The organism is Klebsiella sp. C360 (genome assembly GCF_048822415.1).
Classification (GTDB): Bacteria; Pseudomonadota; Gammaproteobacteria; order Enterobacterales; family Enterobacteriaceae; genus Klebsiella; species Klebsiella quasipneumoniae.
Map to the genome: position 1 here is coordinate 471176 of NZ_JBMEZZ010000001.1, position 24675 is coordinate 495850.

The following is a 24675-nucleotide window of genomic DNA, read 5'->3' on the forward strand; positions in this document are numbered from 1 at the left end:
GTCTAGCGTGGTTTTTTGGGCTGTAGATTGGAGTAGATGGCACGACCGAATTTCTTTTGAGGATTATTTACTTCAGCAGTGAGCGTGTTAATTATGCGTCGTTCCAGCGCAGCATTCCTGCGATCTACTGCCAGCATTGTTGCGTCGTCAGGTTGCCCGCTAAACGTGCTACGGGCATCAACACTGACCGCGATTCGTGGTTGCGCCTCAATCTGCCTTGCAGCATCCTGGACTGCCGGTGACTCACGTCCAACCGCACGAACCCCCAGCGAACCATCAGCGCCACGGGTCAGGGGCATAATCGCTTCCGGGCCAGCTTCACCGAACACGCCCGCGCCTTTCGCAAAGGCAAAATATTGGGGAGTGCTGTATACCCCGCCGCTGTATGCGGAAAGTGAAGGCGAATCGTAGACACCACCGAGGGCATTAAAGGCAAAAGACGATCCGAAGCTTTGCAGCGCAGTTCCACTACTTGCTGCTCCACTTGCTCCACCAAAAAGACTACCGAACATCCCACCAGCACCACCGCCGAACGACGCCATAATCGCTTTGGTGATTAACGCCTGTGTTGCCATCTGGATCAGCGTCTTAATCACTGTTTCTCCAAGAGACATAAAAATGTTCGACATACCGTCTTTAAAGCTGGTTGCCCCGGTAAGAAGGTCTGTCATATTGGTGGAGATCGAGTTTGTGACATTATTCAGAATCTCGCTGGTCGCCGTCGCTGACATTGAACTCAGGTCAGCAGCCTGATCGGCGTAGTTCATCAGTGAATCGCTGATCCCCGCCCGCCAGTCTGACTGCTGTTCATCAGTTTTCTTGTAGTAGTCTTCCTGAATCTGGAGCCGTTCAGCAAGCGTCGCCTGCAGCGCTTCCGTTTGCTGTTTGTACAGGTCCTCAGAAATCTGACCTTTGCTGAAATCCCGCTGCAGGTCCCGCTGCTGTTCGAGAAAATCAGTACGAATATCTGCCATTTCCTTCATGCGGTCGCGGGCCTTATCCCCCATCCCGGCCCCAAGAAAATCAATACTCCCACGGTCACGCGCAGCAGCATTACTATCAGCCAGCCCCTCACGGAACGTTTTTAACTGTTCAGCAATTTTTTTCTGATCGATAAGTGCTGCATTGTGCAGAAGCGTTTCTTTTTTATATTGTTCAAGGGTGTGCAGCTCCCCCTGTGTAACCTGATATTTAATTTTTGCCAGCTCAGTATTCTGGCTTTCCAGGGCTATTTGTTCACGCTGCTGTTTTAGCAAGCGCTTATAAACATCCTCTGCTTTTTCTTCATCAGTCTTGGGCCCCTTCCTTTTTGGCTTATTGGCTTCGTTATTTCTCCACTCAGCAATTCCATTATTAATTAATTCTTGCCTGGCCTTATAGAACTGCGGTTCATTCGTTAACCCTAAATCATCTGCAGCATAGCCAAGCCTGGTGCGCTCTTTGTCTTCACCTTTGCGTTTGGAAAGATCCAAATCTCGGCGACTTTTCTCAAGGGCATTTGTTTGCTGTGATGTTAAATCAGCCTGAGGCATTCGCATTGGCGCGTTAACCAATCCCTGCCGGGCCATCAGTAAATTATTTCCTAGCCCAAGGAGACGGTTAAATTCTGTATGCTGACCATTCATCATTATCAAAGATTGATAGGCAGCATTCTGTTCAGCGGCTTGCTGGCGAATAAGAACGACTCGACGATGCTCAATACCCTCAAGCACCCGTTGAATTTCCTGTGCTTTATCCTGCAGTTGCGTTAAACGCTCCTGCTCTACAGCCAATGATTCAGTTGCAGAGGCCAATCCTTTCGTTGCCGCCTCTACGCTCGTGAGGTGGTTTATCATAAAACCACCACTCGTAGTTGGCCCCCTGTTGGCGAGCATATATTGATACCCGGCGATATCTTCTTTTAACGCTTTAACCTTGCTAGATTGTTCCGATATAAGTCGATTTTGCTCTTTTAGTGATTTGCGCGCCTTATCTTCGTTGTCAGAGGCCTCAGTTAGCGTCATCGTTTTAGATCTGTCGCTAACCTCCTGAATAGTGCTAGCGTACTCCTGAGCTGATTTACGGGCCTGTTCCTGATTCTGATAAACAGCGTACCATGCACCAGCCCCCAGCATAACTAACCCTGGTATACCACCGATCAGGCCAAGGGCGCCGCTCATCAACCGGGTGCCGACAGAGGTAACGCTGTTAAGGTTATTTTGGGCAGAGACCCGACCTGCAATATTACGACCAAGAGCGGACTGAGCCGCAGCCAATTTTCTTTCTGCAATAGCCTGTGCGTCGGCATTTTTTGCAGCCACAAGCCCAGCCTGAGCCCGCTCCAGAGCTGTTCGTGCTCGTACTTTTTCTGCAGCTGTCCCGGTGGCGAGGGCTGTAGTCAATCGACTCTGTGCCGCGGTAACCCTTGCTTCTGCGGCCGCGACCCTCTCCTGTTGAGCAGCCTGAACATCTGCACTTTTAGCACTCTGAAGGGCTTGCTGGGCGCGATAAACGGCGGCGCGGGAAGCGGCAACAGAAGATTGTGCCGCTTTTTCCTGAGCGACTGCAAGAGCCACCTCGGATTTTGCCGCTGAGATAAGTGCGCCAGTAGCACTGCTTGCGCTGGTAACAATCCCGCCAAGATACCGTGCTAATCCAATCCCAACCAGACCACCTGCAGCGGTGGTAACCAGTGACATATTATCTGCTACGTCACTGAGGGCCCCGCTGACAGCGGAAGATGTAAGAGAATCCAGGGTCTTTGCCAACCCATCAAGGCCACCAGAAAGTGCATCTGTCGCGCCAGTCGCCTGGTTCACCCCACCAATCCAGGCCATAAAGGAGTTAGTGACTTTTTGCATTGAACCGGAAACTGTCGGAGGTAACGCGGAAAATTCGCCTTGTAACACGCCTAACTGACTGATTAAAGCTGGTACGACTTTATCTATCGTGAGTTTCCCCTGATCAGCCATTGCTTTAAGGTCTTTTCGGGCAACCCCCATACCAGCAGCCAGGGCACGGATAACACGATCCCCAGATTCGTTAACTGCATTAAACTCCTCACCACGCAAAACCCCCTGTGCAAGCGCCTGGCTAAACTGGGTAATAACAGAACTGGATTCTTCTGTGCTTGCACCAGAGAGCTTGAGCCCCGTGGATACAGCCTCAGTTATTTTAAGCACTTCATCAGAGCTATATCCAAATTCACGCATAGATGCTGCAGCGCGTGAAAATAAATTGGCGTTATCAGTAAAAGCAGTACCCGTACTCTGGCTAATCGCCATTAAACGAGTCTGAGATAAAGTGAAATCGTTTGAGGAAACCGAAGCCTGTTTAAGTCTTGCGTTTACGGAGTTCCACTGGTCAGCAATTTGAGCTAATTTACCAGTGGCAAATGCAGCTGCTGCTGCCGTAGCGGCCCGACCAGCAGAAGCAAATCCATCCGTTAACTCGGAAAGAGCCTTTTGGCTTTCCTTTGCTGCGATTGCGGCCTGACGACCACCATTCTGCATGGTTTTATAATAATCCTGCCCCATGCGTGACGCGCGGGCTATCTCAGTCTGGAATGACTGAGAGTTAGCAGAAACTTTAATGATAAGTTCACGCAGGGTTGCCATTTTATTTCCTCAGAAACAAAAAACCCCACATTGTGGGGCTTTTATATGATTTCAATATTATTAAATTAAACCAGCTTTTTTCCTTGCTTCTTCCAGATAATCTTTTTCTGGTTCCTCTTTTTTATGAGCAAGTGCAATCAGAAGATCAATTTGAGCACTTTGCTTTTCAGATATTTCTTTAAGCATAGCGATCTGATCATTAGCTCTTACGCTTCCTCTGTTCAGGAAATACCAGATAACAAGATCAATAAGGCGAGCAAAAAAAAAAAAAAAATAATAATATCCAGCCAGTAATAGTCATTTAATGCACTCCGTGTGTCAAAAAAACAACATAACACCTGTAATGAGTGGCATCCACACGAATTATTACTGGCTATGCTGACGCAGTCAGCAGCGCCGCTTCCAGCCCTGCAAATGGATCGCCGCCGTCGTTTACCTCATCCTCTTCTGTGCTCCACTGAAGCTGAGCATCTTCAATGGTGACTTTACTGCCCTGCGCTCCGTAAACCGCAGATACCAGCTGAGCATTGAGAATATCGCCGCGAATATCGCCGATTGGGCTGATACGGTCGTATTCAGCCCACATCCTGAATTCGCCGACCGTCATGGTTTGTCGCAGTTCGCCCAGCGTGCGGCCCATCCGGAGCGCCAGCGCCATCAGGAACTGCATGCCAGGCATTTTTACTTTGCTTTAGCATCATCCGCGTCACGAATGAGATCAAGTGCCTGCTTCAACAGCCGGGAATGCACAGGGCCATAGATCGCTTCAACCTGTTCGGTGTCATCGACAGTAAAGACGGGCTGCAGGTCGGTATCCAGCAAAATATCGATGAAAAGCGTGACATCAGCCCGCATCGTGCGGAACGCTCGTTCTGCAGGGGTGAGTTCAGGTACCTCTGGTGCTTCCTGCCCTTCCGGTGATTTGGGTAGTTCCGGGCTGGCAATGCCCTGCCAACGAATCCAGGCTTCTGCCGATGGCTCACGAATGATGACTTTGGCGTTATCCCACTCCGGAACGGTGACTTCTTTTTTACGAAAGCCCGCCATCGGGGCCAGTGCCAGTGCTTTAAGACTCAGTTTTGACATTAAGTTTATCGCCGGTTTCCCGGCGCTCCATTAACTGATGGTGACGGTGTGATCAGCAGAGGTGATAACGGTGCCATCGGCATCGGTAACCACGCAGGAATAAACCCCGGCATCACCGGATACAGCGCTGGCTTTCGTAAACGTTGCGCTGGTCTGGCCGCTGACCGTCGAGGTACCCTTTTTCCAGACGTAGGTATAAGGTGCCGTACCGCCCTGGACGACCACGCCCATAGTCAGGGCGCTTCCTGCCGCGACCGTTTGGGACGCCGGAAGGTCAGTAGCAAAAGACAGGACTCCTGGGGCATTAATATTGGTGGGTTTGCCTTTCAGACGTAGCGAGAACGTTGCAGCAACAACACCGTTGGTTTGAGAATCCCAGGTGTGCTGACGTACCTCAGAGCGCATCAGGAATCCATTACCAGACGGGAAAATAACCTTAAATCCATAAACCCCGTCGTTATCATATGCTGCACGAAGTGCATCCTGCGCCGGGTTGCGGTAGAAGTTACCGGAAAGTGACATTTCAGACGGAGCAGGAAGGCCGTTGATATTTTCCGTTTCATCCGAACACAGCACTGTTACGTCAATATCGTTTTTCTGACCAGCGGTAAAGCTGGCCTGTTTGATAGTGCAACTCAGGTTTAACCAGGTTGCGGTATCCAGCTCTGCCGCGGTGACCGGCACAGAGGTAATCATTACTACCGTTTTTTGGGCACGTTCAAATAGTGCTGACATCGCAGCCTCCATAAATGAAAAAACCGCCAGCGGCGGTCGGATTGGATTGGTTTTTGTCAGGCAATAACCGTTATTTCGAGGGTTGCCCGATGAAGATGGGTTGTCGTGTCGTAGCCAGGAATTTTTGTCACCTCGACAGGTGAAAGCACCTGCAGGCGAGCCAGCGCATCCAGGCGTAACGCCCGGGCTTCGTCATTCGTTTCAGCCCATACATCAACCTGAATACGCAGTGTCGACTCTGCCTGGCCGCAGAAAACATCCCCGGCAACATCAGTCGGTATCGAGAAAATGATGTAAGGCGCGGGAACATCGGGAAGGCCGTCGCTGCCCAGCGATACTACATACGGATAAACCCGCCCGTCTGCCAGCGGCGACAGCAGGTCATAGAGATCATCTTCTGTCATTTAGCCAGCACCTCATCAATAGCCTGATTCATCCGCTGCATCGCCACCTGCGCAGCCTCTTCCATGCGGGTATCAAAGGCAGGACGAACAAACGGATGTGCTGGCGCCGTAGATGTTCCCAGCTCCACAAAGCGCCAGTAAAACGCATTCCGCTTGTTGCTGGCCTTCATGGTGTTGTCGCTGTTCCCCGTTCGGGGGTTAACGCCACGAATATGCACCCCCGATGAAATTTCACCGCGACGGTGGCTTTTCTGGGTGACAACAACAACGTTTTTCTTCAGTTTGCCGGTTTTCTCCGGAGCGCGATCAATAACCTCCTGGCGGAGCAATTCGGCGCCAGCACGGGTCGACTCCCGGAGCACTTTATTATTTTCGGCCTTGCTGAGCGTTTGCAGATCGCGGGCGATATCCTGCAGCCCGGAAAAATCCAGATTCACATCAATCATTTTTCGGTCCCCTTTTTGCAAAGAATTTCCAGCCGGGTACCTTTGCTATCTGGCACCGGAGGCCCGGTGACATTCAATGTCACTCCTTTGTAGGGGCCGTTCAGGACAAGAAGCCGCGATGATGCCGAAATATCTTTTCGATATCGAACCCAGACACGAACGGTAGCATCCGCCCTTTCTGCTCCTGCAGTCAGGCTCTCTCGCCCACTGATTCCCTTAACCTCTGCCCAGATAGTGGCGCCGTCAGACCACTCTTCTGTTGGCTGACCACTCGGTGTTCGTGTAGTAATAAAATTACGGATGGTGATCCGATGCCGCATTGGTCCAATTTTCATCATCCCCTCCGGCTAAACACCCATTTGAATTCGCCAGGGATTCAGCAACCAGCGTGCGGGTCCTGGAATATCAGGACTCTGATCATCCCCGCGGTTTTCATACAACCAGCCCACGATAAGAAGAACCGCGCTCTGAATGGAGGGCGTGATGATAAGAGGACGATCGCCAGCGCTTTCATTCTCAACAGCACTATCCAGAGCAGCCTGGTCAGAGAAAAAGCGTCGGTTGAGAAACTGCATGGCAGCATCCTCCGCAGCGGCAAGATACCCCTCCACCATCGTTTTATCGATTTCATCATCCAGCCTGAGATGTTCCATGGCTGTTTCAGTGTTGATTACCGTCATAACCATTACCCTTTGGTTTCGGGGGCGCGGTTCATTTTGTTATCAGGGACTTCACCTACTATGGTCACCAGCCCGTTACCTTTGAGCTCGGCAGCACGTAAGCGAGAGACATGAAACGGATCATCAGCTGGCGTCCTGAAAATGTCACCATCCATAAAACGCCGGACAGGCTGAACCTGAATAGTCCCGGACTCTGTGAGTTCTGGCGCCGCATTTACGCCGTCGGGTACAGACGGTTCAGCCACATTTTTTCTGGCCATCACTATCTCCTCAGAAAGAGAGGGCCGCTAAGCGGCCCTGAATTGTCAGCCGCCAGAAGCGGTTACAGTACCGGTGACAAATGCTTCCGGACGATAAACCGCTAACGCCAGACGCTCTTCCGCACGAATGGTGACCATGTTTTTAATAAAGTCATCTTCGTTCTCAGTGGAGAGCAGCACTTCGATATCCATGCGGTCGAAGATTTGCGCAGCCATGTTGAAGGCACCAGTCAGGAAGTTGTTCTGCGCCATGGCCTGTGTTTCCACAACAGGGAGACCCCAGATACGAGGAACACCACCATTGACCGGCTGCGCGATGATATAGCGACCTTCGTTATCTTTGGTCAGCTCGATGCCTGCCCAGTCAATCGGGTTCAGGACAAAACCAGACGCCGGATATTCCGCAAGAACGGCCTGAAGAACAGCCAGGCGAAGACGGTCGATCGGCGTGGCATTGGACAGGGTTAGGGCTGGCGCAAATTCTGTTGCCTGCGGCAGAATACCGAGGATATTCGCGCCGGTGCCATCGCCGCTCAGCAGTTGCTGCTCTTCTTTGAAACGAAGACCATACTGAGCGCGGCCATTGATATAGCTGGCCAGACCGGGCGCATCGTCCAGGATCTGACGGGACGCTTTAAAGTAATGCGCAATAGTACGAACCGGCGCACTTTTCAAATCAAACCGAATGTCAGATTTTGGTTTCAGGGCACCTTCCGCCACAGCTGCAGCATTATTGGTAAACCCCGTTTCCTGAACGAATTCAATACCGTTAGATGCGGTAGTGCCGGGGATAAGCAGATTACGGATGGTCAGAGTACGTTCCGGCGGGGCGATAATGCCCTGAACACGATCGGAGACCACCAGGCTGTTGGTTGGGCTCGCGCCTGTGCCCGTAGTGGCCGGCACGTTCATAATATCTTTCTGTTCCAGTTTGACGCGGATGCTCTTACGGGCCGAACTGTCCATACCTTTGAACTCTTCACTTTCGACCACCAGCTCACCGAGCGATTTTCGCTGTGCAGGTGCATCGTTCGGGCGGCGTGCACCTTTTTGCTCCAGCTCAGTGAGACGTTCTTTCAGCTCGTTCATCTGATTAAGGCTTTCGTCCGTTCGTTGTTTCAGTTCCAGCGAAACGGTTTCTCCTGCCTCCATTTTTTTCTTCACGTCTTCGCCAAAGTTTTTGACCTGATCAATCACCATGGTGAGTTGATTAGAGATTTCGCCAATACTTTGTGGCTGATCATCAGCCGATTTTTTCTGGTACATATAAATCCCTTAGAGAATTTTTGGGAGAGAAAACTGGCTCAGTTGCTGGCGCATCGCCGCAATAGCCGCTTTGGTTTCGCCGTCTTCGCCCCCGGACTCACTCCGGTCAAGCAGATAGGACAGTCCGCGGGAGGCGACCGCAGCGGACTGACTTTTCGAGAAACCTGCCTCTCGCAGGAACTTCTCAAATTCAGGTAAGGAAGGAAGATCACCGTGTGACAATTTCGACTTAATGACGTCGATGCGGGCATCGTCGTTGGCTGGTACGGTAACGATGGAGATTTCAACCAGGTCGAGCTTCGTTAATGTGCGGATCCGGGTTTTCTCATCGTAATTCGATTCCCGAACGTAATAGCCAATGGAAAGGCCCGTAATGGCACGGGTTTTCATGCCTCTCCATGCAGTTTTGGCGTAGGCGGCGTCGTCCAGCCACAAAGCGCCTTCACCAAAAAGCCCATGCTTATCTTCTTTCAGGGTTGAGATATCCCAGTTCCCGATGGGTTCACCAGTGCGATGCTGCCAGAGAACAGGGAACGTCCTCCCCTTAGCCCGCGTTTCCTCGATGCTTTCGAGGAATGCGCCCGGCGCCACGACTTCGTTGTAGCTATCCACCACATCGAAAACAGAACCGTATCCAGAAAAAAGGCCGTCATCGTTGACAGCCTTAATATCGAAGTCGAATGCCTTTACTTTCATGGCTGCGTTTTTCCGGTACATTCCGGCGTCTCCTCTGATTTAATGCCAAGCCATTCCCGCAGTGCGTTTTTGGCTGATTCACTGTCGCCGGACTTGCCAAGCTGATCTATCGGCAGCAGGTTGGATTGAACGGTTAGTTGGTCAGCGCCAGGTTTTGGCTGAAGGTTTTCTTTTTGCCGTGCTTCATTGCGGGTCATCAGACCGTTCTGGGTCATCGTTGAGTAAAAAGCGGCACGGGCGGCGCTGTCAGCACGTAAGAGACCTTCGATGGAAAACTCTGCGAAGTACTTATTTCTTTCTCCCGGAGCCAGGAGACTTTTACGAATCGCCTGCTCAATACGGGTCAGCCATGGACGAAGTGAAAACGTTAAAAAGCCAATCAGCATCTGTTCGACGCCACTTCCCCACATCGTCTGCCCCTGGGCGGTATGTCCAATCAACCCCGGCCATACTCTGAACCACCGACAAATCTCTTCGATATTGAAGGCTCTGGACTGCAGCATCTGGGCATCTTCCGGGTTGAGGTCAACAGGCTGAAACTTCATTCCCGCTTCAAGAACCATCATTTTCCCGGTATTCATGGAACCGGAAAATTGTTCAACCATGCTTTCCCGTACTTCATTGCGCTGCTCTTTTTTCAGGATCTGATCCATCGAGAGAACGCCGCTGGGCCGCATACCGTTTTTAAAAACTTTGGCGCTGGCTTCATCTGTTGCCATTGCCAGACCAAGAGTCTGCCGGGCATAACTGACAGGTGATAGCCCCATCACCCCGTTAGTGCTGAAGGCGCGGATGTGCATGATGTCCCGTTCATCAATGTTTCGGGATGTACCTGAAGGCCAGTCACGGTAGGTATAAATGGGCCCTCCGCTCTTGCTTAAATCAACCTTCATCCTTTCTGGCCTGAGAGGCACCAGCGAGGTAATACGCTTTCCGGTTCGATCGATTTCTGCATAAGCATTCCCCCACAAAAGCAGGCTGGCCATGATCATTTCCCAGAACTCCACTGCTGTCATATCAGCATTGGGTTGATTATGGAGGAGCTCATAAAGCGGGTGATCATTTGCATTCTGGCGACCGTCAGCCGTTTTTTCGTAAAAACCAACAGGCAACGTCGCGATGGTTTCGGATAACAGCCTTACACATGACCACACTGCCGATAACTGCAGGGCTTTATCAACCGTAACGGATTTCCCTGCTGCGGACTGCCCACCAGCATAAGCAGCCCAGAATTCACCGTCGGTAAGGGAGATGGGTACGCCGAGCCACCGGCGAACGGCGCTTTTTATCCGGCCTGGCTTCTTCTCTTTATTCATGGTGACTCACACAATGATGGGATTACTGAAAAAGTCGTCGATATCGCCAGAATCATCCTCATAGCCTTCGGAGGCACCGATTGCCATAGCGCCCGCTACAATGCCGTCGATACGCCCGGTACTTTTTTTCTTGGCAAAAATTCGGTTTTCTTTCTGATCAGCCTCCGTCACTGCTGAAGCCGCATTCCAGCGAAGACAAGGGTTCGTCCTGATGATAATGACGCTGTCATCAAGCAACTCTTCAAACAATTCGATGGAGTGAGGCATCCACAGCCCGGAATCTTTCGCTTTGTAATACCCTTGCCCATGAGGGATTAAGGGAACAGAAACAGATGCTTCCTCAAGCTCCGGCTCAAGATATTTAATGCGATACTGGTCGAAGGCGATGGCCTTGATATCAAACTTCTCCGTCAGATCGGCAATACGCTGGGCAACAAAGCCGTATTTCACCGCTTTGCCTGGCGTAGTGTGGATGTGACCATCGCGCTCCCAGGCGTCATAAGGCACCCGGTCCGTTTTAGCCCGTTCGAGCAAGGTATCTTTGGGTGTCCAGAACTCCACCAGCAACTTGCGTTGTTTTGGAAAAAACAGCGCCAGGGCAGTCAAATCACGGGATCCCGACAAGTCCAGGCCACCGTAGCATTCCTCACCCTCCAGCTCATCTGGATCAAAGTTTTCCTCACATCCCATCCAGACATCACTGCTCATCCACGGGTTCGCCGCGTCAACCCACTGACAGAAGTTGAGACGCCTGACAATACTCTCTTTTGAAGGCATTCCCCGGGCCTGAGTCACCTGCTCACGAAGATAGCTTTCTTCAAACGTGTGACCCAGCGAGGGGTTAGCCTTTTTCCAGCAGGACTCATCCTTGAAAGGATCGTCACCTTCATCCAGTGAACAAATAAAGGCGAAAAAACTGTCATCTTCTATCGAACCGGCAGATACCTTTCTACCGTATTCGTGATAGTCATAGCAGACGCTGGTTTTATCGTGTCCACTGTTGGTGATCATAAAAATGAGTGCCTGCCGGCGACCTTTAGTGCCGGCGCGCATCATTTCAACAACCTGATTGCTTTTATGCTCGTGAACTTCATCAATAAGAGCGCAATGTGGTCGTGGACCCGACTGTCCGTCATCTGAACTAATTGGGCGAAAGAATGAACCAGCCTGAAGAAAAGCCAGGTTCCACTCTTTTCCGGCGCCGCCAGATTTCTGTATGCGTGCGGAAAGAGCCGGAGACTGATCGACCATCGCCACCGCATCACGAAATAGGACCATTGCCTGGTCTTTTTTCGTAGCAGCAGCATAAACTTCAGCACGAGGTTCTTTATCCGCAGTGAGACAGTAAAGACCTATCCCGGCAGAAAGGGGGGATTTGCCAGATCCTTTTCCTGATTCCACGTAAACCATTCGGAACCGGCGAAAACCTCTGGCATTTTTCCAGCCAAAAATCGAACCGACGATGAAACACTGCCATGGAAGCAGAACAAAAGGCGCACCTTCAAAATCGCCCCCGTTGAGCTTGAGGACTTTCGCAAAATAATCAATGGAGCGCTGTGCTGCCTCAACATCCCAATGGAGCCCTCGTGCATGGCAAGATTCAAGATCCCTGAGATGTCTCTGGCAGGCATTTCGAATGTCAGGACCGGCCAGTTCTTTTCCAGAGGTTACATCCTTTGCATACTGCGTTGCCGGATCAACCGAAGAACTTGTCGAGCGTGTCTTCTTCGGGGGTTTCGCCATTCACTTTCACCTTCGTCCTTGCCGCTGGTGTCAGACCGAATTCAACCAGGTAACTTTTAAAACGACGGTCGGCATCAGCCAGCATTGAAACTGCCGGGTTGGCCTTTATCAGAAAACCACCCTCGGTCTGGACGGTATAAGTTCTGCCCTCTACAGCGATGGTGTCGCGCAGTTGCAGGATATCGGCATAAATATCGCAAAGCCTTTCAAGCGCCAAAGTATCTGCAACGGTGAGAACACCCATACCATCGAGAAGCACAGTCAGCCGACCCCATGCCACTTTACCCCAGTCGGTAAGATGAGCTGGGGGGCCTGGAATTTCTTTAGCTGGCGTGGGTTCTTTATCGTTGAGTTTTCGTTTGCCCGGGTTGCCGGTAACCACTTTGAGGTGGGTCGGTTTCGGGCGTCGTCCTGCCATCGGAACCTCCCGGAAAAAAACTTTTCATTTCGCGGTTGTGCACAAAAAGGACTGGCGGCGGTCATTTGGGTTCGAGGTTCTGAACTTTTGACCCGCCCCTCCCACTCAGATGAGAATCGATATCATTTGAATGCTAATGATTTCAAATGACAATCAATTTTGAGATGTATTGATAATGGTTATCACTTAAACCAATGAGAAGCCGGGTCCAGTGGCATCCCGTTTTCATCGCAGCCGATCACGGTGCCACGCTTCTCCATTCGCTGCTTCGTTGAGTCGTGGTGCTGCTTACACATCCCTTGCCAGTTCTTCCGGCTCCAGAAAAGCTTTTGTGCCTTCGCTATTGCCTGGCTGTCAGCAGAGCGCAGAGCCTCTTTCAGTTTGTGCGGGATGATATGGTCAACCACCGTTGCAGCTGTCACCCTGCCTTGCTCCTGGCACATGACGCATAAGGGGTGCGCACGCAGGAAGATAAGACGCTCTCGGTCCCACTTGCTGCCGTAGATGCGGGGCTCTTTGTTCACGTAATCGCTCCTTGAGCATTATCACAGGCGCTCAACGAGTGCCTGCTGTAATGCCTTAGCTGGCCTGCTCAGCGCCGGTATCAAAAAGCGCTAACGCTTCCGTCGACTCCTGAAGCGCTTTGATAGTCCGTGCCACCACTTCAGTTTCAGTTACCACGCGGTTGTACTGCTGGATGAACAGCTGATATTTGAGCGGGCTATCCTGGACGAACTCAATAGCCTTAGCAGCGGCTGCGGTGTCGTAGTTCAGGATGGAAAGCAGATTCAGTCGAATCTGTTCTGCTGGTGTAATCTCTGACATGTCTTACCTCTGTGCGATGTGGGGAGCATTATTGAAGCCACTCGGCAGAATGGCTCCTGTAATGCCTTACTTAACTGTTTCGATGGTCGCGCCGTGGCTGTTGGTGATGTAAATCTGATCGCCTTTGTAAAGAAACTGGTATCCAACACCACCAAACTCATGTATGTCCGGGAAAGCTGGCGAAGGAATCCCTGAACAAATAATGGCAATGCAATCAGCCCGGTTTGCTCCAGTACGCTCGACCGTTAATTGATGCTCATCGCCAACTGGTTTCGTCATATCTTGGTCCTCATAGGACATCGGGATATGCTCAATGATGTCAGGCGCCATAACATCCAGTTCATCAGCAAGAGCAAAAGCCTGACGCCATTGCTCAGAGCCAGGGCGAGCAACGGTGATTTCTTTTGCCTCATACAATGAGGTGGCGTTGTTAATAATCTGCTTAACGGTAAACATTGTCTTCTCCTGCTTCTTGTAATAAAAAGCCCCGCTATTGCGAGGCATCGTATTTACTTGTATTTGATATTTATTGCCAACGAATCAACCTGGTAATCCGTCGATGTAGCTAAATATAAAACTGGCATCCATCATATTACTTTGATTAAAGCGGCTTCTTTTTATTGCCTCAAACCCTTCCTGCTTACTAGGCCAATTATTGCAACAATCATTCATATTGTTGTTTTTTTCAAACCACAGTTTTTTGAAACTGAACTCTTCAGCAACCTTTTCAAAAGCAACAACTGTTTTCTTCTGAGTTCGTGTAGCAGTGATGATCACGTTGCATCCCATCTCAGCTAACTCTTTGGTAGATTTTTCAACCTGAGAGCCCAAATCCCCCAAAGTGGATATCCCAATCTTAAGTCCATCACGCTCAAATACAGCTATAAGATCCTTTTCTCCACCAGGGTGGGGTTTTGCTGCCATAAAGGATGCATAGCGATCACTTTGCTCAAACAGTTTTATCAGAAATATTAGCGTTTCACTTTTTCCCCTGTTGCTGGAACCGAATACACCCATCATTAAGTTCATCTTGCAGCACTCCTTACTGTGTCGTCTTCCCTGATATAATGCTCATGCTGTGTTGATGCAACAGTTTTTATTAGCTATTAGTAGCTTTGTCGGTTTGTTGCGGGCAGTTCACCAGCACTGATTTGTTGTGCGCCAGAATGTCGCGCTTGGTCTGACGGTCCATTACGTCGATATCGTGGTCGGTCAGGTAGATAATCCGCACCCAGCTGCACGCGGTATCAACGACTACCGGGGCGGGTAAACTTTCCGCGCAGCTCCCGATCAACATCGTCATCAGGCATATGGCTAACAGTCTGCTGTACATCGCTGGCCTCTTTCGTGACTTCTGCCTTACGTTCTGCCGCGGCGACGGTGGCGGCGGCGTTCTCTTCGGTGTGCCGCTGATCGGCCTTGGCTTCCGCCTTACTGGTCCCGCGTGCATGGCCGATGCCGAACGCACCGGCGATAGCTCCCAGCATCACAACCACCAGCCCTGCAATAATTTCGAAACTCATTGCTGCTGCCCCTTCAGTTCTCGGCCTTATCTTTCAGTGACGGTTGCCTTACGTATTGCGAGAGCACCGCCAGCACCACCAGAGCGGGGCTAATCATCGATGTGGGGAGCATTATCGAAGCCACTAACTTAGTGACTTCTGTAATATCCTCACGTGGGGATGCAGGCTGTTTTATCCCTTAGTGGGGTTAACAGTCAGCATCAGGCCGGGCGACTGCACGGCATGCCACATACAGGCTTCCTGCATTTTGGTACGCGCGATAGCCATGCAGCGCAAAGCCTCTACTCTCTCGGTTTCGGCCTGACTACCGCGCTCGACAACTTCAGCCGTTGCAACCTCTCGCTCAGTCTCGAGCAGACTGCAAAAATGCCGGCTGACACCTTTGAGGCGGTTCATGCGCTCAATGTCGCCAGCGGTTAATGTGCGGTAGCCTTTTACAGTGCTGCCGTCCTGCGGTTTTGCTTCACTCATTTCGTAGCCCTTTCGGTTGTATCTGATTTGCTTTTACCGGCTCGTAGGTGGATATTGTTGGGAGGGAAAGCGTGGAGATAACCAAATGAAACAGATACTTTTTACATGGTTTGCTTTTACAAATACCTATGCCTGCATCACCGCCAGCATTAACGTGAACAACTCACTAATGCTTGATTCAGCTGTGCCGTGGATTGTTGGGATTTCTCTTGGAGTAATCACCAATTACTTATTGGTTAAGAAACTAAAGGAAAGCGGGGTTCTGTAGCCCTGCCGGTTGCTAGCCTGCTTGCTTCTTAACGCTGTCCGGCATCACCGCGCCAACAACGCCAGCCAGCGCTACGCCGCCAGCGATGACGGTTTCCTGAACGCCCGGAGGCATCTGATAGCCGAAGACACCAGCAATGACCAGGATAATGCCGCGCCAGGTAGACGGCTCTTTAAGTCGGTTAATGAGATAGTTCATAATTTACCTTCAGGTTCATGATTTAACTTCAGCGACGAAGCCGCCAGCGGCTTTGAATTTTGCGATGAGGTTGTCGGCTTCGTGCTCAAACTGACCGTAACCAGCTCCGGGGAGAGATGCCCAAATATTGCTGCAACGGTCGATAGCCTGACGAATCTGCCCGTTGTCAATAAGCGGCAGAGCGCAACGCTCTTTAATCTGCTGTAGCGCGACCTGGTCCTGTGATGCCGGGGAGAAGTCCTTCAGGCCGAGCTGCTTGCGGTAAGCATCCCACCACTTCGACAGGAGCTGGTAGCGCCCCGCTGCGGTGGATTTGATACCCAGCTTTGGCAGGTTAACCAACTTGCGTGGATGATCGCTGTAGTCAGTAAAGAGTGAACCACCAACAATGACGTCATAGCCTCGGTTCTTTGTCGGCTGCCCCGCTTTGTCTGTACCTTCAGACCAAGCGAGCATGTCCAGAAACGCTTTACGTTGTTTATTGATCTCCAGCATCATCAACTCCTGCCTTTCTGGCTGCGATTTTTTTAATCAAGCTCCCGATCGAGTCAGTACCGATATAGCCAATGAAGACACTGGCGATGTAGGCGAGATTGCTGCTCAGGCCAATGAAGTCGAGAAGGTCACGGACGAACCAGGCGATCATCGCGCACATGACAGCATCGATCAGCGTCTTCGCCATGGCGCCACCGTTATAGCGGCCACGCAAATACGCCATGATGAAAGCCAGTATTGCGCCGATACCCTGCTCCTTAGCTGCCAGCAGAGCGGCGATGAAATCTTGTTTGTAGGGCATTCGCATAAGCCTCACCTCCGTTAATGACGGATGGCGCTGTGTGTTTGAAAAGGTTCAGGCCCATCGGGCTGATTTAACAACGAGCTTTATCGATGATGATTCCCGTGAGCCTGAAATGAAAAAGGCCGCGCAATAGCGCAGCCCTTAAATGCTTTTGGTTAGTTGAAGTGCCTTAATCAGGCGAAAAAAAAGCCCGCTCAGAGGAACGGGCAGAAAGGTAGGCATTCTGATTCTGTAACGGTTCGATACGCACCTAATAGTCCGAGCTACCGATTTACCAGGAGAGTGATCATTATTCCGTTACTGCCTTTTAAACATAGCTGGAGAAGCCGAAACGGCAACCCACTACCAAATAGCTTAGTAGCATTGCATATGGTGCCGGGTGCCTCCCGGTGGGCATGTCCCAGCCGACATGGCCCGCGCTGCATTTACAGATCACTGTAAGTGACTGGTCGCCCCTCCGCACAGGGGGATTCACCATGCCGCTAATCTAATTTGTAAACTTTGTGTTAGTCAATATGTAACACTCTGTCAAAGGCACCCGAAGATGCCTTTTGCACAGTGTCAGGATTTGCTTTTAAATGGCCAGTAACGGCAGGCTGCCAGCGCAGCGAGGATAACCACCAGTGTAACCATATCCATCAGCACGCCCGCCAGCCGCCAGGATACGAACAGTAGAACGGCAAACAGCGCCCAAAAACACAGCCTGCGCAGCATGATTATTTACCGTTGGTGCCGAGCACGCGGCTCAGGTTTTTCAGCAGTACGGTTGAGGCCGTTTCGAGCATGTCATCACCGGCATCGGTATTGGCGACCACCAGCGTTTTGGTGCAGGGGACTTTGACCTTCGAGTCGCTCAGCCAGCCGGATTCGGTCACCGCCTTTTTCAACTCGTATACCGGTTTCCCGTTAGGCAACTTATCGTCTAGGTGCCAGCCGTTCATGTCGATCATAGCCAGTCCACTGCCTTCCTGATTTACCGCTTCCAGAAACTTATTCGACCGGTCCGGCGCAGAGACCCAGAGGAATGCGTCATATTCACCAGTAGTGACTTTCGCTAGCGAGCGCACGCCGCCTTTCGCGTAGGTCTCGACTTTGGCGTAGTCCTTTTCCAGACCCTGAAGGTATTGCCATGACGCATAAGATCCGCTGGTAGGCTCGCCGACCGCGATTTTCACTCCAGCCTTTAAATCCCCTTCATCACTAACCTTCCCGCCCTTCTTCACCGCGACAAAAACACACTCATCGGCCAGCTCGCCGATAATGTCCACCTTCTGGGCTTCGTTGACGTGACGGCCACGCCAGTATTGGAAGGCATCAGCCTGGGTGAAACCGATCTGAGCAGCACCGCTGGCCACCTTATCGAGATTATCCAAAGAGCCTTTACTGGGGATCACTGTCGAACTGTAGCCATACTCACTCAGTGCGCTGGCGAGGTTCACGCCATAGACCGCGTTGTAGGTCAAACCCTGTTGACCCGTGGTGATAACGACTTCAGCAGCCGAAGAGGCGTTACTCAGGCACAGCGAAGCGACCGCGATTGCGGTCATAATGACTTTTTTCATGTGACGTTCCTTTTGAGGTGAGCCTTCGCCCGGAGTGGCCGCCCTGCAGAACAGTCACACGACCATTCCAAAGGCTCACCCCGAAAAGCTCTGCAGGTTTTATGCGCCGGGCGTGGCGCAGATATGAAAAAGGCCCGCGGTAGCGAGCCCTGAAATGAAAAATATCCTCCGTAGCGGCTTGAATCGAAAAGGTTTATTTTTTGGCATTCTTCTCCGCCATCTCAATGTATCGAGGGTCAGTAGCGCGCGGGAGCTGGATGCTTTGCTCGCGGTAGTAACGCACTCTTTCCATGAAATACTCGCGCAAATTTTCCGGCTGCTCTCTCGCCACCTGCTCAGCGATAACCGGCATGTTCAGGCGTTCTTTGTATGCTACGCCCGACGCCGCTAGGTCAACGTTAACCTTGTCCTGCTCTTCTTTTGGTTTTGCTGCGATATTATATTTAGACATGTTCAGGGCTCGCATTTCCAAATAGTGTTTTGTACACCACTACCTTTCGGTAAATTCGGATTCATATTCGCGCTATGGAGATAAACAGCTTTCGACTTTCCATATTGCTGACAAGCCTTAATAGCTGTGCTATGCAAACTATCTAGCCCGTACCAAGCATCGGATTGAATACTAACCTTTTCACCGTCGTTATATTGGACTGCTGCACAACCCGAGAGCGCTCCAATAATCGTAATGCCTACAATCAACTTAATGCTATTCATTGACTTCCCCCACAATTATTGAAGGGGATTATAGATTAAGCAGCTAAACCTTTCGAGTGGCATATCCAGGCAGATTGGCCCTCATCAGGGCCTCGGCGAACGGTGGCGGCACGGCGTTGCCACAGCGCGCAACTTGCTGAGCTAAACCAGCAAATTACGCATTTCAACTACCGTCTGTTCAAATCGCTCCTTCTCCAGCTCAACACCTATACCCTGCCGCCCGAGAAGGGCTGCTTGCTTTAACGTTGACCCGGATCCGAAAAAGAAATCAGCTACCACCTCCCCTGGCCGACTGCTGGCCGTGATGATCTGCTGCAGCATATCGGCGGGTTTTTCACACGGATGTTTGCCGGGATAAAACTGAACCGGTTTATGAGTCCAGACGTCGGTGTAAGGAACCGTGACAGACACGCTAAACGGGCGCCGTAACCGGTAATATTCCTGCTGAAGTTCAGAATATTTTCTGTTCAGCGATTGCCAGGTTGCAACCAGCTGGTGGTGAGGTTTGCCCAGTTCATGGCGCGAATGCTTTTCCATGGCAATTTTTTGAAATAGCGCCTGCAGCTTCAAATAATCAGCTTCGTTCGGCAGTTGCCACTGACTAAGGCCAAACCAGTGGGAAACCATGTTTTTCTTACCAGTGGCTTCTGCAATCTGCATTGAAGTCACGCCAAGAGATTCCCTGGCATCCCGGAAGTAAGAAATCAGCGGTGTCATGACATGCTGTTTTAGCTCATTACATTTTGCGGCATATCCATCATTTTTGGGCTTGTATGGCCCCTGATAATGGTCGGCAAAAATGATACGTTCCGTCGCTGGGAAATATGACCGGAGGCTCTCTTTGTTGCATCCGTTCCAGCGTCCCGAAGGTTTAGCCCAGATGATATGGTTAAGCAGGTTAAATCGCTCTCTTACCAACAGCTCTATATCCGCTGCCAGGCGGTGCCCACAGAACAGATACATGCTGCCGGTAGGTTTTAACACTCGCCAGAACTGTGCAAGACAGCTATCCAGCCAACGTAAATAGTCTTCTTCCCCCCTCCATTGGTTATCCCAGCCGTTTGGCTTCACCTTAAAGTAAGGCGGATCGGTAACAATCAGATCAATAGAGTTATCGGGTAGCGTTGGGAGGTATTGCAGGCAATCAGCATTGATTAATTCAATACTGGATATTTTTACAGTATTTTTCATAGATCAGTAAGCGTAACTCTGATAGACTCACTTTGCTTTTGCGCTAAAGCAGTGGGCCGTGGTTAGCTTGTGACCTGAAAGCATGAGCTGATGGCTGGTCGGGGGCTACAACACCCACCAGCCGCCCATTTTCACAGCAAAAGCCCCCATTACTGGAGGCGCTTATAACATCCGAATTGATAATCAGATAACCCCGCCATTACCAGCTGCGTAAGTATGAGCTGGCAGCGTTCGCGGCTCAGGTGAGTATTCTGAGCAATATCCCCAGCCGTAGCCGGTTTGTCACTTAACTCATCAAAAACAGCCTTGGCTTTTTCCGTCATATCTTGCTGATTTAGCATGTCTTTTACCTTAAAAAAGTGGCGTGACATACAGATAACTCTGGTTAGTAACCACAGCAAGAAACAATCGCGATAACCATAAAAAAACCCGCCAGAGCGAGTTTTTTTATGTTTAAGCTGTGTGTCGAAGTGACCACTCTTAACACATTACACATAAAAATGCGGACCGCGTTAGTTTTTTTTACATTGGACGGACCTCTTATAGACGATCATATACTTTAAACGTAGGAGAACCTATTGGTACACAACGAGTCATTTCAGATAACTTGAATGCGCGGTAGTATTTATCAACACTATCATTTAATAAAAAACGCGAAGAATCGACTATACTTATTAATTACACATCTGAATATTTTTCTTGCACAGACAAAATAAGCACAAGTTATCGAAACAGAAGACTCTTTTATTAAAGTTATTGTCAGTAACTATTGAACACCAGCCACCGTCAGTTACCCTACATAATGAAAAGTATTTTTTCATTACGTCAACAGTAGTAATAGTAGGCCACTCCGTCCAGAGTAACCTACAATATTTTTATATCCATAAACAACAGTAACAAATCAGATCTAAATCAACGCATTAAATTGATGAGCGTATTAATATATATTGACACTAATACTTTCCCTATCATTAATTATGAAAAAGAATACGGAGCGCAAAGCCACATTCCGCACCATACTAAACTTAGAATTATTTAATCAATTAGTGAGAAATCACAACCAACAATAATATCTTCCAAGTCATTTATTTTACCTGTATCTCTAACAAACTTCGCTATTGCCGAAAAATAGTCAAAATATTCGTATATTCCTTTCGTAAAAAATACAGAAAAAGTTGGGCCATCAAATTTACTGTTATCTTCATCATAATAGGCCAAGTTTATGAACGACAAAGCGTCAACGGTCTCTTTTACTAACGCCTTCTGATCATAGGTCTTTCCATTCATAATCATAGCCTTGGGAATAATGCACGCATCAATATATTTATTATTGTCAGATTCAATTGTATATTTAATAACTAAATAAATAAACCATCTCTGCTCTTCATTGAGTAGTGAAAGTTCATCTTTCAAAAGAATCAAATCGCTCCTGATATCTTGCTCGGACACGTTAAAATTAGTATCATTAAGATCAATTCCATTTTCTCTTATAAAATTATCGATACTTACACCTGGGTTAATGCTTTCTGCCCGCATTGGCTTCAATATACTAGAATTCGCATTCGGGAAATATACACCAAATTCCTTTTCACACATTAAATATAATTGCTCAAACTCCTCCCCACCCTTATTGCATATAGAATTTGCAACATCTGATAAATTTAACACATGGATGACAATACCTTTCCTCGAATGATCCTCAAGTGGATCATTCGATATAACCATCATCCATACTTCATTGTAAGTCTCATGTAAATTCCATTTAAAAAACTTATCTATTGTTTTTGAAAATTTTGCTTTTGAACCATCTGAGGTAACTTGTATTGCTACTCCACTAGACTGATCACCTAAATCGATAGCAGGATGATTATATTTAATAACATTGAGATTTGTTAATGATAGGTTGTAAACATGGCTTAGCAAGTCTGTCAAGACCAGTTCCATAGTTTTATTAATGTCAAACAAACCTTGCTTGCTATTAAATGTGATAACAGTACTAAGAAGAGAAAAAGCAAATGTAATATTATTATTTTTTTTCTGCCGAGTTAACACAATAGCCTCCTCATTTAAGTCATTAAATTTCATTCTTGTGTTACCCTCCTACCGGAACGACAGGAAGGTAAGCAAGATTGTCTTTAAAAAAACAACATCTGTCAAAAACTGAATGAGGATAACAATTTTATCGTGTTATCGTTACTATTGCATCCATTGTTAAATGTACATCCAACATACTGAGACATCCCTCAATAAAACCTTCAGACATCTGTATCTCAATCCGGATAAGCTTTTCATCTTTCTTTAGTGCCTTAGCTATCTTCCGCTTCGAGATACCGTACAGGTAATGAGCCACGAGCAAACTGTGTTCATATGGCTTCTTTTCGCGAAGTCTTGCCAAGCAGCCTTCTATGATTAATGCATCATCATCGGTGCAGCACAAACGTGTTTTGCCGCCCTGCGGAAGAAGCCCCTTAAAACCTGCTGCAATGTGGGAATAATCAATACCGGAGCTGTCAGCTGCCGCCCAACCGCCCCATAAATCTAAAACCTTTTGCATGTCACGCATTCATATTCTCCATACACTTAAGATTTTACAATGACACCGATACCCATTACCCGATCCAGAAAACGGGCCAACAGCTCTAACTGCGTTCCGTATTTCTGTTCGAATGCTGAGACGTCGGCATGTAATTCATCGTGATGCACTCTGCACAGTGGTATCACGAAGAGATCATGGGCCTTGGTGCCAGTTCCCCCCAGACCATTCCCTATTATATGGTGTGGATCGTCAGCTGGTTGCCTACAGCAGGCACATTCCTGTGTTTTTACCCACTGGGTGTATTGAGGGCAAATCCAGCGCCGGCGCTTCGGTCGCAACATAAATGCTTCAGGGCAGTCCGGATCCACGCCCAACCGGAGAATAGGTCTCCCAGCATCCTGATCACCCGTCTCCAGATCCCCTGTTATGGCATGGCTTTCCCTCTTATCCAGACGTCTTTTAAGTATGTCGGCCGCGGGTATTGCTGGGATGATGTTGCTGTCCCTGTATACCGAACGGTGCGGCTCTGGAGCTATCCGCAAGGCCTTTTCAGCCATAGCCTCCGTTATCGCATCAGAAATCCCAGACTGAACAGCCCACCAGCACAACTCTGCCAGGGATAATGTCCTTTCCCGGGTGCATCCAAGCGAAAGCAGGACCATATCGATGACCCAGTCGATAACATTACGGCTTGCTATTTCCTTGATCGCCGGATCCGGCTCATCTCGAAGCTTATTGTCGCAATGCCAGCATAATAAAACGGAGCCTGGATCTTGCCTTAAGATGACTGTTTCGATGTGGTGATATCCCTCATCATGATTCTGGCATTGTCTGACAGCCAGGCTAAGCCATCGCTCCAGCCCCTCAATACCTCCCGCAGCTGTGATGACACGTGGATCGGTAAAGAAAGGAACAAGGCTGCGATCTACGGATAACGGCTGGCGAGCGTCTGGCACTTTCCCCGTAGGAAAACCGGCCATGTACTCGGGCTGTGGAGTTATTAGAACGCGCCCCTGAGCAAAGAGGCTCATCAGCTCCTTTCCCGGTTTAAAGAGTACTACGCCGAGGCGGGGCACAATCTCTGGTGTTAGTAATCCGCGCAAGATCATCCCCTACTGCGTGACAATGCCGAGCAGTCTCAGAAGCTCGGGAAATTTTAATTCAAAAAAATGTGGCTGAGTCTCCCGGGGATTCGCAGGGCTGGTGATATTTTTCCCGTAAAGGCAGCCTTTGGCTGTTACAGACCAGAATTTTTTTACTCCGTTTAATCCGCTCCGGCTTTGCCGTTCCTTCTGATCCACGATCCCGGCACGAGCCATTAAGTGATATGCCTGGTTTGCAGTTAGCCGTATCCCATGGGTTTTAAGCAGAGCACTAAGCGAGAGTGTGGGCCGACTGGATCCATCCATGGCGCCGGCTGGAGCATCAATCGCATAAGCAGGCATTAAATCTGGAAGCCCGGCCGCCTGTTGCAATTTCTGGTAAGCACCAAGTTTGGAAGAATTGGAGAGGTTTAATGTCCGGGATGCTGACTCCAGCAAAATGACCCCAGCCTGAATACGATCGGAGGTCAGCGTTGTCATAGCATTTTGCACCGCATCAAACGTTCTGATGACTTTCAGATTGAAGGCGGCGCTAATCCACATTGCATAGGCGTACACCAATTCCTTGCAGGCGTATGTCCCAGGGTTGATCCCTCCTCTCACAACATCAATAGGGGCAAACGCCATATCTGGCGTTAGCTCAGTAATCAACTGAGCTGCCATCTCGGACCGTAGCCAGCGGTTAGGATTATGACGTTCTTCTCCACCAGCCGCGCGCTGAAAGTCATTTAAACAAAATCGACCTGCCGCATCCCGGCGAACGAAAATACCTTCAATCGCCAAATGAGAGTGGTTTTTGGGCGCACCATAGCCCATAACGTGGTTAGCCATACTTATCT

Annotated in this window: 35 protein-coding genes and 1 pseudogene; 1 reads left to right on the forward strand and 35 read right to left on the reverse strand. The window is 49.6% G+C overall.

The annotated features are described in order from the left end of the window. Window positions 1-2: 2 nt before the first annotated feature. The 22 genes and pseudogenes from ACOI7D_RS02360 to ACOI7D_RS02465 form a co-directional block, all read right to left on the reverse strand. Window positions 3-3596 (reverse strand): phage tail tape measure protein, encoded by a 3594-nt coding sequence (locus tag ACOI7D_RS02360; RefSeq protein ID WP_109547528.1) that lies wholly within the window; start codon window positions 3594-3596, stop codon window positions 3-5. A gap of 60 nt (window positions 3597-3656) precedes the next feature. Beyond that, window positions 3657-3887 carry a YebO family protein gene (locus ACOI7D_RS02365; protein WP_226453187.1) on the reverse strand — a complete coding sequence of 77 codons (231 nt, stop codon included), beginning with the start codon at window positions 3885-3887 and terminating at the stop codon, window positions 3657-3659. 82 nt (window positions 3888-3969) lie between these two features. Next, entirely contained in the window at window positions 3970-4275 is a 306-nt protein-coding gene (locus ACOI7D_RS02370) for a phage tail assembly protein T (protein WP_109547529.1), read from the reverse strand. A gap of 2 nt (window positions 4276-4277) precedes the next feature. After that, the gene (locus ACOI7D_RS02375) at window positions 4278-4682 is read right to left on the reverse strand and encodes a phage tail assembly chaperone (RefSeq protein WP_109547530.1); all 405 of its coding nucleotides are present in this window, start codon (window positions 4680-4682) and stop codon (window positions 4278-4280) included. A 30-nt stretch (window positions 4683-4712) separates the two neighbouring features. Then, window positions 4713-5417 (reverse strand): immunoglobulin domain-containing protein, encoded by a 705-nt coding sequence (locus ACOI7D_RS02380; RefSeq protein ID WP_109547531.1) that lies wholly within the window; start codon window positions 5415-5417, stop codon window positions 4713-4715. A gap of 56 nt (window positions 5418-5473) precedes the next feature. Then, window positions 5474-5821 (reverse strand): DUF3168 domain-containing protein, encoded by a 348-nt coding sequence (locus ACOI7D_RS02385; protein ID WP_042947699.1) that lies wholly within the window; start codon window positions 5819-5821, stop codon window positions 5474-5476. Continuing rightward, window positions 5818-6267, reverse strand: a complete 450-nt coding sequence (locus tag ACOI7D_RS02390; RefSeq protein ID WP_080901363.1) for an HK97-gp10 family putative phage morphogenesis protein — start codon at window positions 6265-6267, stop codon at window positions 5818-5820. The genes ACOI7D_RS02385 and ACOI7D_RS02390 overlap by 4 nt, the downstream gene beginning before the upstream one ends. After that, the gene (locus ACOI7D_RS02395) at window positions 6264-6602 is read right to left on the reverse strand and encodes a phage head closure protein (RefSeq protein ID WP_075212077.1); all 339 of its coding nucleotides are present in this window, start codon (window positions 6600-6602) and stop codon (window positions 6264-6266) included. The genes ACOI7D_RS02390 and ACOI7D_RS02395 overlap by 4 nt, the downstream gene beginning before the upstream one ends. A 12-nt stretch (window positions 6603-6614) precedes the next feature. Continuing rightward, window positions 6615-6947, reverse strand: coding sequence for a head-tail connector protein (locus ACOI7D_RS02400; RefSeq protein WP_109547613.1), 333 nt, complete (start codon window positions 6945-6947; stop codon window positions 6615-6617). A gap of 5 nt (window positions 6948-6952) precedes the next feature. Next, window positions 6953-7207, reverse strand: coding sequence for a hypothetical protein (locus ACOI7D_RS02405; protein WP_038808150.1), 255 nt, complete (start codon window positions 7205-7207; stop codon window positions 6953-6955). 45 nt (window positions 7208-7252) lie between these two features. Continuing rightward, window positions 7253-8473, reverse strand: a complete 1221-nt coding sequence (locus ACOI7D_RS02410; RefSeq protein WP_042920261.1) for a phage major capsid protein — start codon at window positions 8471-8473, stop codon at window positions 7253-7255. Between the two features lie 9 nt (window positions 8474-8482). Continuing rightward, entirely contained in the window at window positions 8483-9190 is a 708-nt protein-coding gene (locus tag ACOI7D_RS02415; RefSeq protein WP_025713387.1) for an HK97 family phage prohead protease, read from the reverse strand. Next, window positions 9166-10485 (reverse strand): phage portal protein, encoded by a 1320-nt coding sequence (locus tag ACOI7D_RS02420; protein WP_025713388.1) that lies wholly within the window; start codon window positions 10483-10485, stop codon window positions 9166-9168. The genes ACOI7D_RS02415 and ACOI7D_RS02420 overlap by 25 nt, the downstream gene beginning before the upstream one ends. Before the next feature lie 6 nt (window positions 10486-10491). Continuing rightward, window positions 10492-12228, reverse strand: a complete 1737-nt coding sequence (locus tag ACOI7D_RS02425; RefSeq protein WP_025713389.1) for a terminase large subunit — start codon at window positions 12226-12228, stop codon at window positions 10492-10494. Next, the gene (locus ACOI7D_RS02430; protein WP_038808146.1) at window positions 12182-12646 is read right to left on the reverse strand and encodes a phage terminase small subunit P27 family; all 465 of its coding nucleotides are present in this window, start codon (window positions 12644-12646) and stop codon (window positions 12182-12184) included. Before ACOI7D_RS02430 ends, ACOI7D_RS02425 begins: the two co-directional genes overlap by 47 nt. Before the next feature lie 182 nt (window positions 12647-12828). Next, window positions 12829-13170 (reverse strand): HNH endonuclease, encoded by a 342-nt coding sequence (locus ACOI7D_RS02435; RefSeq protein ID WP_109547532.1) that lies wholly within the window; start codon window positions 13168-13170, stop codon window positions 12829-12831. A 55-nt stretch (window positions 13171-13225) separates the two neighbouring features. Then, window positions 13226-13471, reverse strand: a complete 246-nt coding sequence (locus ACOI7D_RS02440) for a DUF2560 family protein (protein WP_084441289.1) — start codon at window positions 13469-13471, stop codon at window positions 13226-13228. A gap of 66 nt (window positions 13472-13537) precedes the next feature. Then, window positions 13538-13927 (reverse strand): hypothetical protein, encoded by a 390-nt coding sequence (locus ACOI7D_RS02445; RefSeq protein ID WP_100681805.1) that lies wholly within the window; start codon window positions 13925-13927, stop codon window positions 13538-13540. A gap of 84 nt (window positions 13928-14011) precedes the next feature. Next, window positions 14012-14500: a hypothetical protein gene (locus ACOI7D_RS02450; protein WP_031592522.1), complete on the reverse strand. Its 489-nt coding sequence runs from the start codon at window positions 14498-14500 to the stop codon at window positions 14012-14014. Window positions 14501-14570: 70 nt separating this feature from the next. Further along, window positions 14571-14768, reverse strand: coding sequence for a hypothetical protein (locus ACOI7D_RS02455; RefSeq protein WP_084441291.1), 198 nt, complete (start codon window positions 14766-14768; stop codon window positions 14571-14573). Beyond that, the gene (locus ACOI7D_RS02460) at window positions 14719-14994 is read right to left on the reverse strand and encodes a hypothetical protein (protein WP_084441294.1); all 276 of its coding nucleotides are present in this window, start codon (window positions 14992-14994) and stop codon (window positions 14719-14721) included. The genes ACOI7D_RS02455 and ACOI7D_RS02460 overlap by 50 nt, the downstream gene beginning before the upstream one ends. Window positions 14995-15181: 187 nt before the next feature. After that, a pseudogene (locus ACOI7D_RS02465) lies at window positions 15182-15465 on the reverse strand (DUF7681 family protein). 85 nt (window positions 15466-15550) lie between these two features. On the opposite strand from ACOI7D_RS02465, the gene ACOI7D_RS02470 reads away from it, so the two are divergent. After that, a complete protein-coding gene (locus ACOI7D_RS02470; RefSeq protein WP_102017099.1) occupies window positions 15551-15733 on the forward strand; it encodes a hypothetical protein in 183 nt (60 codons plus the stop codon). A gap of 12 nt (window positions 15734-15745) precedes the next feature. Here the strand turns inward: ACOI7D_RS02470 and ACOI7D_RS02475 are convergent, their stop codons facing one another. From ACOI7D_RS02475 to ACOI7D_RS02535, 13 genes are all read right to left on the reverse strand, one after another. Continuing rightward, on the reverse strand, window positions 15746-15931 hold the full coding sequence (locus tag ACOI7D_RS02475) for a hypothetical protein (protein WP_100681807.1): 186 nt from the start codon (window positions 15929-15931) through the stop codon (window positions 15746-15748). Between the two features lie 15 nt (window positions 15932-15946). After that, window positions 15947-16426: a glycoside hydrolase family protein gene (locus ACOI7D_RS02480; protein WP_100681808.1), complete on the reverse strand. Its 480-nt coding sequence runs from the start codon at window positions 16424-16426 to the stop codon at window positions 15947-15949. Continuing rightward, entirely contained in the window at window positions 16410-16733 is a 324-nt protein-coding gene (locus tag ACOI7D_RS02485; RefSeq protein ID WP_032430487.1) for a phage holin, lambda family, read from the reverse strand. The genes ACOI7D_RS02480 and ACOI7D_RS02485 overlap by 17 nt, the downstream gene beginning before the upstream one ends. Window positions 16734-17291: 558 nt before the next feature. Beyond that, the gene (locus ACOI7D_RS02490) at window positions 17292-17444 is read right to left on the reverse strand and encodes a hypothetical protein (protein ID WP_165785837.1); all 153 of its coding nucleotides are present in this window, start codon (window positions 17442-17444) and stop codon (window positions 17292-17294) included. 2 nt (window positions 17445-17446) lie between these two features. Beyond that, a complete protein-coding gene (locus ACOI7D_RS02495) occupies window positions 17447-18292 on the reverse strand; it encodes a TAXI family TRAP transporter solute-binding subunit (RefSeq protein WP_172957023.1) in 846 nt (281 codons plus the stop codon). A 193-nt stretch (window positions 18293-18485) separates the two neighbouring features. Continuing rightward, entirely contained in the window at window positions 18486-18743 is a 258-nt protein-coding gene (locus ACOI7D_RS02500) for a DNA polymerase III subunit theta (RefSeq protein WP_100681818.1), read from the reverse strand. 2 nt (window positions 18744-18745) lie between these two features. Continuing rightward, window positions 18746-19006: a hypothetical protein gene (locus ACOI7D_RS02505; RefSeq protein WP_100681809.1), complete on the reverse strand. Its 261-nt coding sequence runs from the start codon at window positions 19004-19006 to the stop codon at window positions 18746-18748. A 141-nt stretch (window positions 19007-19147) separates the two neighbouring features. After that, on the reverse strand, window positions 19148-20197 hold the full coding sequence (locus ACOI7D_RS02510) for a DNA-methyltransferase (protein WP_102781423.1): 1050 nt from the start codon (window positions 20195-20197) through the stop codon (window positions 19148-19150). A gap of 149 nt (window positions 20198-20346) precedes the next feature. After that, window positions 20347-20538: a TrmB family transcriptional regulator gene (locus tag ACOI7D_RS02515; RefSeq protein WP_100681014.1), complete on the reverse strand. Its 192-nt coding sequence runs from the start codon at window positions 20536-20538 to the stop codon at window positions 20347-20349. 694 nt (window positions 20539-21232) lie between these two features. Next, the gene (locus tag ACOI7D_RS02520) at window positions 21233-22282 is read right to left on the reverse strand and encodes an SMEK domain-containing protein (protein ID WP_100681015.1); all 1050 of its coding nucleotides are present in this window, start codon (window positions 22280-22282) and stop codon (window positions 21233-21235) included. A 94-nt stretch (window positions 22283-22376) separates the two neighbouring features. Further along, window positions 22377-22760 carry an antiterminator Q family protein gene (locus ACOI7D_RS02525; RefSeq protein ID WP_100681016.1) on the reverse strand — a complete coding sequence of 128 codons (384 nt, stop codon included), beginning with the start codon at window positions 22758-22760 and terminating at the stop codon, window positions 22377-22379. Window positions 22761-22777: 17 nt separating this feature from the next. After that, a complete protein-coding gene (locus ACOI7D_RS02530; RefSeq protein WP_227538358.1) occupies window positions 22778-23836 on the reverse strand; it encodes a DUF968 domain-containing protein in 1059 nt (352 codons plus the stop codon). A 9-nt stretch (window positions 23837-23845) separates the two neighbouring features. After that, entirely contained in the window at window positions 23846-24667 is an 822-nt protein-coding gene (locus tag ACOI7D_RS02535; protein ID WP_100681018.1) for a KilA-N domain-containing protein, read from the reverse strand. Window positions 24668-24675: the final 8 nt, after the last annotated feature.